Origin of the sequence: Sphingomonas sp. PSPC2-2 (assembly GCF_049897725.1) — a bacterium.
In the GTDB taxonomy this organism is placed as follows: domain Bacteria; phylum Pseudomonadota; class Alphaproteobacteria; order Sphingomonadales; family Sphingomonadaceae; genus Sphingomonas.
This window is the reverse complement of the sequence record NZ_JAFCWU010000005.1, coordinates 343,763-356,094: the sequence shown is the minus strand read 5'-3', so window position 1 is coordinate 356,094 and position 12,332 is coordinate 343,763. Positions and strand designations below refer to the sequence as shown.

7 protein-coding genes are annotated in these 12,332 nt (G+C 63.1%); 1 reads left to right on the top strand and 6 read right to left on the bottom strand.

All coding sequences use genetic code 11. The annotated features are described in order from the left end of the window. The 6 genes from ACP7BY_RS11925 to ACP7BY_RS11900 all read right to left on the bottom strand — a co-directional run. Positions 1-2,426, bottom strand: a 2,426-nt coding sequence (locus tag ACP7BY_RS11925) for a hypothetical protein (protein WP_426288149.1), incomplete at its 3' end; no start/stop codon positions are given. Next, entirely contained in the window at positions 2,423-4,948 is a 2,526-nt protein-coding gene (locus tag ACP7BY_RS11920) for a hypothetical protein (RefSeq protein WP_426288148.1), read from the bottom strand. The genes ACP7BY_RS11925 and ACP7BY_RS11920, both read right to left, overlap by 4 nt. Then, positions 4,945-7,983, bottom strand: coding sequence for a glycosyl hydrolase 108 family protein (locus tag ACP7BY_RS11915; protein WP_197057806.1), 3,039 nt, complete (start codon positions 7,981-7,983; stop codon positions 4,945-4,947). Before ACP7BY_RS11915 ends, ACP7BY_RS11920 begins: the two co-directional genes overlap by 4 nt. Before the next feature lie 455 nt (positions 7,984-8,438). After that, entirely contained in the window at positions 8,439-10,427 is a 1,989-nt protein-coding gene (locus tag ACP7BY_RS11910; protein ID WP_033965614.1) for a hypothetical protein, read from the bottom strand. 266 nt (positions 10,428-10,693) lie between these two features. Continuing rightward, positions 10,694-10,924 (bottom strand): hypothetical protein, encoded by a 231-nt coding sequence (locus ACP7BY_RS11905; RefSeq protein WP_033965615.1) that lies wholly within the window; start codon positions 10,922-10,924, stop codon positions 10,694-10,696. After that, positions 10,921-11,649 (bottom strand): BRO-N domain-containing protein, encoded by a 729-nt coding sequence (locus ACP7BY_RS11900; RefSeq protein ID WP_081988755.1) that lies wholly within the window; start codon positions 11,647-11,649, stop codon positions 10,921-10,923. The genes ACP7BY_RS11905 and ACP7BY_RS11900 overlap by 4 nt, the downstream gene beginning before the upstream one ends. 188 nt (positions 11,650-11,837) lie before the next feature. Here ACP7BY_RS11900 and ACP7BY_RS11895 point away from each other — a divergent pair, with 188 nt between their 5' ends. Beyond that, positions 11,838-12,332: a hypothetical protein gene (locus tag ACP7BY_RS11895; RefSeq protein ID WP_033965616.1), complete on the top strand. Its 495-nt coding sequence runs from the start codon at positions 11,838-11,840 to the stop codon at positions 12,330-12,332.

Genomic DNA, 12,332 nt, shown 5'->3' with positions numbered 1-12,332 from the left:
GCACCGGTGTCCTTCTGCTGGAAGCCAAGCGCTCCGCTAACAAAGACAAGGCGAATGCCCGTCGCGCTGGAATCGTCACCAAAGCTCGCATCGCCTTTTAGTTTAAGGCTGAGCCCCGATCCACCATCGACCACGAACGTCGCCGTCTTGTTGGTCGTCATGTTCATGACCGTGTAGATTCCGATCGCGTAGGCTTGCGTCAGCACCGGTGAGAAGTCGTCCACCGCCACTGGTGCCGGTACAAACCGACCGCCGGGGAACAGAAGCTGGCCGCCGTTGGTATCAAAGTCTCCGCCGGGCGGAGAGGTAAAGGTTATGGCGTCCGGCCTCGCGTGATTCTCGAAGGTGACCCGGCGGTTCTGGACTGAGGATGAGGGTATAAGACTGGCCTCAGCAAGCTTGATCGCTAGAGTTCGGTAGGACGATCCGGGTGCCAAGCGTATCGTAGTCTCGCGCGCGTCGATGTTGTAGAGGCTGACTGCGGTGTCGACGCGGGTTGCCTTGATGTCTACATCAAGGCCCGAGCAGGCGTGCGGGGCACCGTCAAATGTAGCGGTGAACCCTGTTGAATAGCCATCAACGACTCCGCGAGCGTAAACCTTGCTGACGTCCCCTGCGAGCATCAGCCCAGCGCCTAAAAGGTTGCTTCCGTCAGTTGCCGGGGCAGTACCTGGAGCAAATGCATTGGCTTTTAGCCCAGTGACCCGCACCGCAGATTGACCGAGATAAAACGCTGCCACCTTGCATGGCCCAATAACCTCGATGTCTTCAAACGAACTGCCAGTTTCGTAACTTGCCCCCCGGAAATAAGGCACCATCGCAACGGCATTGTAACTGCTGATCTGATCTGAATAGGCGGGTGCGTAGATGCGCCCATTCCTGAAGGTGCAACGCTGGTTGTCCCGCCCCAATGCGCCGGGATTCACGCAATTCACCGTTATGAAGTTGGTCGCGGTGCAGTCGTGGCAGCCATAACCTAATTCGATTCCGGTATCCGCAGAGTTTTCGATGTATACGTCTTCAAGATGGACGTTGCTGATGACGTCGCCAGTGTCGAGACTACCGCCCGACGAGGTGGCGAAGATGCCGTTTTGCGTGACGGTCGTATAGATCCGAATGCGACGGCCGAACATATTAGACGCGACAAGCTGGAGGCCGTTTGCGTATGTATTCCAGGCGAAGAGACCATCGACCTCCAAGAGGCCACCACGGTGCACGAGCACGTTCGAGGAGGAGCCCTTGGCCTTTAAGTTCTGGATCAAGACCCGGCTCGACGGTGTCGCAGGCGTGAAGTTCACCTGCACCAAATCATTGAAGTTGCTGCCCAACGTGGGGTTCGGAACGGTGGCGTCGATGTGCATATTGATGAGCTGGGCGTGGGTGGAAACGAGAATACCGACGCCATCGGAGCCGGTGCCCCCCATCTTCTTCAGCACGCCGCCCATGCCGTGGACGACGAGTCCGGGGGTAGTGATCTCGACCATATCACCATTGAAAGGGAAGATTCCGGGCGGGATCACGAAATGATCTTTTCCCTGGACCGCAGCACGGATTGCTGTCGACAGATCTCCGGTCCAGGTGCCCGCGATGATCTGTGTCTGGGTCGTCTTCGCAAAAGCGTCTAGCAGCGTTGGGAGGTTTCGCAGGGCGCTATCGACATCGGTCGGGGTGCCGGCCCACTGGTAACCGATGGCGTTGCCCTTCTGGCGGACCCATGCCCCTTCATCGAGCCTAGTGCTGTCAGCCTTAATCACATGGGGCAGGTTCTCGACATAGGGACCTGCGCCGCGTTCGAAATAATATCGCGCGTCTGGAATGCCCGGCACCCCGACCAGCGATGCTACCTTGCGCGTCACGTCCGAGGCTCGGAACGCAACCAGGCTCGAATAGCTATTGTCGGCCTCACCGGGCGGCCCCTGATAGGCGGTGTCGATCGGCTGCACCTCGATCGCGCCAGTGTCCGGGTTGGGCGCAAGGATCTTCCCGCCACCGAGCCGCTGGCTGGCGGGCGGCAGATCGGGCGCGCTTTCGCCCGGCGGCAACATCAGTGCCCGGCTGCTCACATCGGTTAGCTGATCGTCCTGTTCCTGACCGATCAGCATCTGCCGGTCGAGCGCTTCCTCGTGACTTTTCGCCGGGAACACACCCCCGTTTGTATATTGCATCGGCTGCACTCGCGCGGTCGAGCGCGTGATCTTCAGGGATGCGCCGTTGGTCGCGACAAGCCGTGTCAGGGTGCCCCCGGCATCGGTATCGCCACCGGTGACGGTGTAATCCGTGCCCAGCGCCAAAACCGTTTCCACCCCAGCGGCGATCCGCGACACGATCAGGTCCCCCGCCGCCTTGAAGCGGAATGGCACGGCAAAGCTCGTGGTGACGCCATTCTCGGCATAGGTGACGGATGCGGGAAGCGCGGCGACGGTCATTGCGGAGGTCCTTCCTTGCCAAGGGCATTCTCGAAATCTGGTGCGCGACCGGGTGCCGTCTCACCCGGAGCCCACCAGAAATGCGTGCGCTGGTCGTCGGCGCGCTTTTTCATGCGCTGCCACGACTGGCGATAATTGGGGTCAATCTGCTCCTGGATCTGATCCATCACCATGCGATCGAAGGCGGTGCGGACGTACCAGGTGCTGCCGCCGGGGATCTCCAATCGCGCAAGCTGTGCGGCGGCCCAGGCGGGGTGCTGCGATCCAGCGACATTAAAGACGGCCTGCCCGTCTTGGAACAGCGGCCCCGCCAGCGAGCCGAGAAATCCCCCGCCAAAGCGGTTCTGCGATGACTGCAGGAAATCCCCGAAGATGCCGAAGCCGCCGCCCTGCAGGACCGCTGCGCCCCAAAATGCCTGCGCATCGGTCGGAGTAGGACGCTTCCCTTCACCGCTCCGCCACCGGCTAATTTGATCAAATTGCTTCTCGGTCGGCAAGACATCCGCAGGCATGGGGCGTGGATCCTTGAATGCCGCCAGCGCTTTGAGTTGCAGCGCGATCGCGCCGCCGATCGTCGTCGCGATGAACAGCCCCGCCGCATAGCGTGCCGCGTTCCACTTGCCCTGCGTGGCCGCTTCCATGATCCGGCGCGTCTGCATGATCATCATGCCCACGCCAAAGCCCTTGAACAATGCAGCCGAGCGAATGGCCTCGCCGATCCATGTCCCCTTCGGCGCGACCGAGTTGACCAGGGCGCGCGTGCGGATATCGGGCGTCGGCACGGCATAGTCGGTTTCGGACAGGATCATCTCGTACAGCTTGTCGCCGAGCGCATGATCCTCGACGTTGTTCGGCTTGATCCAGTCGGCTCCGCCATCGCGCTCCAGCGGCGTGCGACGGATGGTGTCCCATCCCTCGGGCGTGATGCCGTAGCGTTGCAGCGTTCGTTGAAACGGCCCGTCGAGATCGGCAAATGCCTTGCCGCGCTCGCCGGTAATATGGCTGACGAAGGTCATGCCCATTGCCCAGCGCCCCGCCTCGGTAAAGCGGTTGAGCCCGGTGACCCGCAACGCTCCCTCCGCCAAACGTTTGGCGACCTCGCTGGTCAGCTCTTCACCGAGCACGCGTTGCTGCCCGCCTGCGCGCTTGGCCCATTCCTCGGCAATACCGGTCAGGCGCACCGCAAGTTCCTGGTCTGCCTGCGCGCCAGGCCGGAACAGCTTGACGTAATCGCGCAGCATTCCAGCGGCCGGCAGGCCGTTAAACTTGCGCGTCACCAGCCCGAAGGCCGGGTCGGTTGGCACCGCCGACAGCATCGCACCGCCCAGCTTCGCGGCGGTCTCGATCGATCGCACCGCACTGAACCCCAAAGCGATCGTGCGATTTTCAGGCCGCCCGGCCACGCCGGTAATTTCATCGTGGTAACGGTCGATTTGCTTGGTCGCCGCGAACGCGCGATCGGTCGCCTTGCTATGCGAGGCGGTGTCGAGCGCGGCGGATTTCTGGATCGTATCCTTGATCCAGCCGACCGTCGCATTCGGGTTTGGCCCGAGCACCTCCATCAACGCGATGTCGCGCGACATGCCGTCGATATGCCCCATCATCGCATCGAAGGCCGATCCGACGCCGAATTTCGCCTGATAGGCCATCCAGTCGTCGGCCGATTTGAACACGAGGAAGCGGCTTTCGCCGAGCTGGTTGGCAAGGGCACCGCGCCCGCTGCCCTGCCCGGCCGTCCGCTTGTTCCAGCCATCGGTGCGGATGGTTTCGAACACGTCGCGCAGCGCCAGTTCGAACCCCGCTTCCGAAAAGGGCATGCCGGTGCGCTGGTCGAGCATCCGGGTCCGATCGAGGCGGGGGGCGATCTCCGCGCGCCAGGCGTCGAACCCGGCCGCGCGCACCGCCCGCGTATCGTGCGCCTGGGGGAGCCCCCATTTTTCCAGCTTGCCGATCGATGCGCCAGCGGCATTGGCGCGGGTGCGCAGCATTTCGGAGGTACGCTCGAACGCATCGGACAATTGCCGCGCGCTCGCCGATCCGGTGTCCTCGCCGAAGCGTTCCCGCACGAGCTGCTCCAGCCCGGCCTTGTCGCGGACTTCGCCCACAATGCCGGTGTGGTGCTTCGCCAGCACTTCGGACATCATCGCATGGCTGCGCGCCCGGATCGCGCGCCTGCGCCCCTCCACGCTGGAATAGCCCGCTTTCGGGTCGGGCGCGAACATGGCCACCGCCCCCTTGGGGTCGATCGGGCCGCCATCGCGACCGCCACCATAGCTCGCCATATTCTTGAGCGCGGCCTTTTGCGCCTGCACCTGGGCCAGCGCCACGCGCCGTTTGCGGATCGCATCCGCCTCGAGCGCCTTCAAGGTGGCATCGGTTGCCATCGCCGCCGCCGCCTGGTCGCCAAACTGGCGGCGGAATTGCTGCTCAAGCTCCCCATAGAGCCCGGCCATTTCGCGGCCCTTTTCGGGCGTGATTTCCCCACGCTCGACCATGCCGGGGATGCAGCGGTCCAGGCTCATAGACAGTTCCTCGCCGCCTTGATTGCCGCATCATCCGCGTCGAGTTCGCGCAGCACGTCCTCTGCCGATCGCAGCGGGCCGCCTTCCTCCAGACGGAACATATTGCCCTGATCGACCGCATCGAACAGCGGCGCACCGATCGTGCTTTCCTGATCCGTCTTGGCGCGGATCGGGCTATCAGCCTTCAATTGGGCTCGCTGGCGTTCCCGCGCTGGGAAGTTGGGGTCGAGCGCTGCAGCATGTTGATCTCTACCTCGGCGTATTTCTGTAATCTCGTTACCAAAATGCACCCTCTCGCCATCCTTCCAGATCTCGACTGGAGTAAGGCCGACGGCGGGTTGTTTGAACGCCGCCACGACTGTGCGGCGCTCAAACCGACCAACATCTTTACCCTCGAGGTATTTGACACCCCACCGGCCATCGCTTGTCACGGCGATCGCAACCTTGGGCCCGCCTTGCGCCTGAAATTCAGCTAATTTTACAGCATCGCTAGCGCTGACATAAATCGTAGCCTGTGATCGTGGTTGCGGCCCTTGATCCTTCGCGCCGTGCTCTGGGTGAAACGACTTGTCCCGGGACGTGGAACCGTCCGAATGCACGAGATAGGTGGAACCTTTGGCGGTGGTGAAGGCAACGTCTTCGGCGATCTGAGCCTTAACGTCATGCGTCAGGCTTTCGGCAATCGCCTTTCCGGCCGGGCCGTTGGGATCGTCGAGGGATGGCCCCGGCGCTTCCGCCAGGACCGGGCCGTTTAGTCCGGCTTCTTCGCGAGCATCCGCTGCAGCGCCGCCAGGTTGCTCGCCGCGCGCGCGCCCTCCGCCCGCAAGTCCGCTGGAAATGCCGGATTGGTCGACGCCTCCTCCAGCGCCGTGATCGCGCGCTGCGAGAGTGTGTTCGAATTCGTCGGCGAGGTCGGCATAGCGCGTATTCTCCGCTTCCTGTGCGAATGCGTCAAGGGCGTCGCGAGCATGTTCGTTCACCACGCGGGCAATCGCCGCTTCCGGTGTCAGCTCGCCACTCGCGACCCAATCCGCGGCGCGCAAATGCTCGACCGGGGTGAAGGCGATGCCATGTGTATCCAGCGTGTTCGCGATGGTTTCGCGCGCCGCCGCGAACTGCGTTTGCCGCGCGCGTGCCACTTCGCGCGCGGTCGCGGTTTCCAGGTCGCCCCGCGCATAATGCGGCGTCGAAACGGCATGTTCGATCAGCTGGAGCATATCGTCTTCGGTGATATGGTCTCCGCCCAGCTCGGGCGGGGCATCGTGGAAATATCCCGCCTCCGCTGCCAGCTCGCGCGCGCGGTCGATGCTCATGCCCTTGCTGCGGATCAGCACGCCACCACTCGGCGCGACGCGCGGCAGATTGCGGCCCTTGATCAGATCATGGCCCTCGTCGTTACGAATGCCGCCATGGTCCGCCAGGAAGCCGAGCAAATCGCGCGGCGCGGCATCCTGTTGCCGCGCGAAGACACCCGGCCGCCGCTGCCGCAACCCGATGCCGGGAAGATCGGCAATGGCGTTGAGCGCGGCCTTGACGGCATCGCGTTCGATCCCCAGCCGCTCGGCCATGATTTCAGGCTTCAGGCTCTCGCGCGTTTGCGTGACATAGGCGCGCACGGCGTTGCGGATGTCCACATCGTTGGCGACCGGCGCATCCGGGAGATTGGTGCGTGGCGGGAGCGGTTGCGGCGTAGCGCCATCGCCATTCGCAATATTCCCGCCGTACGTCTGTGGATCGATGCCGCTGCGCTCCAGCGGTCCGATATCAGCCGCGCTTGCCATACGCGGTTCGGGGGGCAGGGCCTCGGGAGTATTTCCCATTGCTCGATCGCGCTCAAAGGCGGCAATGCGCGCCTCGGTTTCCGCGTCATCAATCGCACGTTGCGATGCCGCGACTGCATCACCATCGCCGCTCACATCCGGTCGCAACGCGAGACGTTCGTCTCCGCCGATCAATGCTGCCAGCTTGTCGACGCGATTGTTCCAGCCGCGTCGAAACTTTTCCTTGCCCGGAACAGTGTCCGCCAGATGATTAAGATAGGTGCGGTATGCCTCGATCGCGCGCGCCGGATCACCGCCGCTTTCCCGCAGGATGCGCTCTCCCGCACCGCCGATATATTGCGCATCAAAGGCGACCGCCGCCGTGCGGGGATCCACATGGTCAAATTCGGGCAACCAATATTTACGATGCGCGATTGCCCGCGCTTCCGCTTCCGACAGATTGGCGACATCGACACCAGGGTTAAACTTCTGCGCGATGCCGAATTTGGTCGTTCCGCCGTCTGCTTGCGAATAGTGGACGACGGCGTTGCCGCCTTCCAGATCATGCAACACAAATCCGATGACGCGGTCCGGTGTTAACGCCGTCGCTACGGTTTCTCGTGAAACAGTCTGTGAAACGGGGGAGCGCGGTGCGAGTGCGGGCGCGATGCCATCGGGATCGCCTGCCTGGGCGAGGGTCGCAAGCGCGGACTGTAGCCGGTCGGCATGAACGTCGCGCGCCGTTGGCGTGTCGACATAGGGGTTGATCGCGTCGATCTCGCTCTGCCGGTCGATCACGTGCAAGGCGGCTTGCTGGTCGGGCGTGCGCACTTCGGCTGGGACAGCCTTGCTGAAGGCCGCCGCAACCTCGCCATCGCTCACCTTGCCCAGATCGGCGGTGCGCAGTGCCAGCGGTGCCACGGTGCGCCCAACGGCTTGCCCGATGTCGGTCCCGGCAATGGCGCGGCCTGCCGCTCCAAGGGCCTTGCCACCCGCATCGAGCGCCTTGCCAGCAACGTGAAGGCCGCCGGGCAGCAATGCGCCGCCGATTGCTGCCGTACCGACATCGGTGACCATGTCGCCTACCGACATATGTTCACCCATCTCGGCTCGATTGCGCGAGATCACCGGAAGCTCTGCCGCCTCGGTCAAGGAGTTTACCAGCGCTTCGCGACCCATTGTCTGCAGGATCGTTTTTCCGCCGCCGCCTATTGGCAGCGTCATTGCGTTGATCGGGTCGGCGAGACCCGATACGACATCGCTTACAAAACCCAATGCGCCCTGCGTCCAACCAGATTGTCGACCAACGACATTCTGCGCGGTGTGCCGACGCTTCAGTTCCTCGGCGTGGACCCAATCCGAAAATTGCCTTGGATTAGCGGCTGGAACGTTAGCAAGGAAAGTAGGGTCGGCAGCACGCCGCTCAGCGATATCCCGCCATATCTTATTGCGGTCATATGGCGACGGATCGTCCATAGGCGCGCTCGGGTTCTGATAGGGGCTCGTATGCAGCAAATTGTCCAGAAGCGAGTACGCTCTGGGCCCACGCAGAGCTTCAACAATTGGCTTGTAAGCCTCATCCTCCGCCGTCTTTGGTGCCTGGAGGTCATCCTGTCGGGATAGCGTCCAATGCGCTCCCATGATCTCGCTGGCCGATACCGGCGCATCGGGAGACTTCGGCGCGAGTTCGACGACGGGCGCATCGGAGATGAAAGGGCCGCGCTGGTCGGTCACTTGAGGTACTTCCGGCCAAGATACCCCAGGTCGAGCTTGAAAATGCCGCCAGTGTTCGAGGCGACGACGATGCCGCCCGGCCCATGAAACTCGTAAAACCCGTCGCTGCGGGCGACCGGCACATAGCTGCGCAACACCTGCGGCGTGATCGTCGTCTTATGGTCCGAATAGACCGGGCGTGGCACCTTCGGATCATCGCTCCATTTGAGCGAGCTGAGCACCTTTTCGAACTGCGCCTGGCTTTGTTCCGCCGGAAGCTTGACCGGCACATTGTTCCAATAGCCGATGCCGCCATGAAACACGCCTTGCCCGTCGGGCACACCGCCGACGGCCACTTGCAGGAAAGTGCCATATTGACTGGGATTGAAGGTATGGACGCCGTGCGCGCGCGCCCAATCGGCGTACAGATTCCCCCCGATCTCGCGCGCGGCGTTCGCATCCTGCGGCGCGAACCGGGCGAGCGCCGGTGCCACATCGGTGTTGTACTTTTGCAGCGCCAGTCTGCCCGATCCATCCGGCTTCATGTCGTCGATCAGCGATCGGTCGGCCTGGCGCGCAGCCGCACCGCTGGCGGCACTCGCCCGGTAGATCATCGGCAAGCCGACAAGGCGCTGTGCCACCGCATCATCGGGTGCGATCTGGCGCATCGCCTGCAAGGCATCGCGGCCGCCAAGCGGCGCGATCGTGTCGATCACCTGCAGCCGCCCTTTGTCACCGCTGGCGAAAATGGCCTTTTGCTGGTTGACCTCGGCGGGCTGCAGGAACGGCACGGGCTGGCCCGCTGCCTTGCTGACCGTCTTTTGCCATTGCCGCCGGGCCGCCCAGGTGGCCGGGTCCGCAAAGTCGAGCGGCGGAGGTGGCGTGCCGTTGATCGCTGCCCATTGGCCGGGGTCGTGCTCGAACTGTTGCTTGCGGCCGGGCGCGATCGTCTCGAGCGCATGGAGCCGGACCTGATCGTCGGGCGATGCCTTCGGCCCCAGCGCGCGCAGCCGCGCCATATCGGCATCATATTGCTGCGGCACCCATCCCTGTGTCTCACGATTGACGCCATTGCGGATGCGCAGCGCGCTCAGTTCGGTTGCGTTGCTGGTATCGCCATTGGCGCGCGCCGCCTGGGCAAGCTGATCGAGCACCGCATCGGGCACGACGATCCCGGCCGCCTGTTGCGCTTTGGCCGTCGCAATCGCCTCGTTGGTCGCGGCCTTTTGCAGCGCGATCTGGTGTTGCAAGATTGCGTCGTTACGACGGATTTCGACCTGTGCGCCATCGCGCAGGCGGTCGATCTGCTGGCCATCCAGCACGTCGTTGAAGTGGCCACTGTCGAGCGCCACCACCAATGCCTTCGGATTGGTATCCTGTAGTCGCTGGCCTGCCGCCATCGCAAGTTGTGCGTGCAGTTCGCGCCGCACCGGCTCCCGATATTCACCGATCCCTTGCTGACTGTCGATCAGCCCATCGATCGCCTTGGTCGCCGTGACGTAAGCATCAGGATCGGCGCTGGTGCGGACGAACGCCGACCAGCGGTTGCCCGTTTCACGGATGTTGCCGACGCTTTCCTTGGCCGCTGTCGCTGCCTGCCACGCATCCTCATTTCCAACAAAGGATGCGCGCTGTTCCTGAATTTGGGCTTCGATCGATCGACGCACGCGAGTGTCGGTGATGCCCGCAGTAATATCCTGCGTGGCGGCATCGAAACTGTCCGCCATCGCCTGCGCATGGCCCGCAGCCAGCGGCGCGGCGTTCGCGCGCGCGGTATTGCGCTGTTCGTCAAGCGCCAGCCGCACGCGCGCAAGGTTGGACGCCGCCGTCGTCGCCTGCTCATCGGCACGGAGTTGGCGGTCGATCTTTTTCCCTTGCTCCAGCGCGCCGCCAAGCTGCCCAATGCCCTGGCCAACGCCCGCGCCGAAATCCTGCGGCTGTGCCAAGGGAATGCCAGCCGTATTGCCCGGCGCGACCTGTGGTTGATAGATTTGTTCCTGCGCCATCAGGACCGACCATCGCGTGCAGGAACAGGATGGCGCGCGGCGCTGACCACAAGGTCGATCTTAGCTGGGATGCAGAGCGCTAAAGACACGGCTGACCAATCGAAACGGGGTTGACCGATTTCGAAGGGCTAGGGGGCACACAGGCCCGGCCGCTCTATCGTTTAACGCCCGCGATCGGCGATGCAGTCCAGCATGGGGGTCGGGGCGTATCGAGGCTAGGCCGACGCTTGTCGCTCCCTCTCACGACACGCCCTTTTCGTCAAGTCTCACTGGTCCTCATCGTTGACGGCACGGCCATGTTTGGGCCACCCGTTCGGGATCGCATCGCGCGCGGCGCTGAACACAAGGTCGAGCAGGTTGGCGAGCGGCTCCGCGTCGATCATCGTGTTGCTGGCCTGCCCCGAGATGAGGTGCTGCAGGCAGACCATCGCGCCGACGGCGACATTGGCCTTGTCCTCCTGGTCGCGGGAGGACCGGATGTCGCTGAGCGCGCTCATTTCGCACCGGCCGGGGCCGCATCGGGCCGGAACCAGAGGTTGACCTTCACGCCATCGCGCTTGCTCTCGTGCCGCACCCAGCCGAACAGGCGCAGCAGTGCGGAGATGCGCGTCGTCGTCATCCGGTCAATATCGGTCAGGCCGATGCCGCGCGCCGCCCAGACGGCAGTCGTCTCGGTCTTATCCTCCAGCCATGCCTTGAGCGGCTCGGCGAGATTGTCGCCGCTGAACAGCGCGACCGCGCCGACGATCGGGGCAGGCAGGCCGACCTGCGTCCACACGCTGCGCGCCGCTTCCGGCCCGAACAGGCGGCGCGCCTCGCGCACGACCGCAACCCCGGCATTGAGCCGGATCGGGTCATGATCCAGCGCGATCTGGGGCGGTGGTTCATATCCGGGCATTTCGAAGCTGCCCGTCTTGCGGATCGACGGCAGCACGACGCTGGTCACCCACTTGCGGAACCGCTCGGCTTCCTCGCGGCGCGACTTGAACACCGCCGCATACATGCCGCTTTCGGAAATGATGTTCATTTCCTGCGGCCCACCAGGGGTGTCCACGATGTGGACACCCTTTTCGTCGTCGTGCAGCACGCGGGCCATGTGGGGCGCATGGGAGTATCCCAGTGCCCTCGCCAGATCGCTCGCAACGAACCACGGGTCTCCGAGGATCATCACGACGCGGACCGGCTCTTCTTCAAACTGATATGACATAAGTGCAGTGTTCATGGACGCTTTCCTTTGAAAACGTCCGGCCGCAGCGCCTCAATGCTGGTGGCCGGACGTGCCACGATTGAGACTACCGCCAAAGGAACGGCGCACCTTTCGGTGCTCGCGACACGCCCGACCATAAAAAACCGCGCCCACACGGGGCGTGTGGCGCGGGCTGCGCCTTTGGATACAGGGGTCTCAATCCCTTGGCTGGGATTTACCAGCCGAGCGCTGCTATAAGTGAGCGCGACTCGACAATCAAGGGGACCGATGTGTTTATAGCGTTGGCCATTGTTTTCGCCGCAGGTGGACATGTCGATAGCGGCATGAAGCAGAGGCTGGACGTGACCATTGAGCGGGTGAAATCTCAAATCCAACGCCAAACCGCTGTGCTTCGGGCTCGCGTGCAGGCGAACGTGATTTACGATAATTGTGTTTTGCTGAACGCCTTGGATTTGGCCATGTCCCAGCCAAATGAATTTGCTGAACCGTTGGCGAAAGCCGCAGAGCCTATGTGCAGCAAACAACACACCGATCTGTATTTGGCGACCTATGAGCAAGTAAAGACGTTCGGCGATTACGACACCGCCGCCCTCATGACCCGATGGGAAGTCGGTGCTCGTGAACGTGCAACTTCTTGCATTATCGAATATAGACGCGCACCGGAAAGTATGAATCTTCCGGCGTGCCAGGCCGAATAG

Bases quoted from the DNA above. Each gene is read 5' to 3' on its own strand.
- ACP7BY_RS11900 (WP_081988755.1), bottom strand. From the start codon at position 11,649: ATGAACACTGCACTTATGTCATATCAGTTTGAAGAAGAGCCGGTCCGC.
- ACP7BY_RS11905 (WP_033965615.1), bottom strand. From the start codon at position 10,924: ATGAGCGCGCTCAGCGACATCCGGTCCTCCCGCGACCAGGAGGACAAG.
- ACP7BY_RS11910 (WP_033965614.1), bottom strand. From the start codon at position 10,427: ATGGCGCAGGAACAAATCTATCAACCACAGGTCGCGCCGGGCAATACG.
- ACP7BY_RS11920 (WP_426288148.1), bottom strand. From the start codon at position 4,948: ATGAGCCTGGACCGCTGCATCCCCGGCATGGTCGAGCGTGGGGAAATC.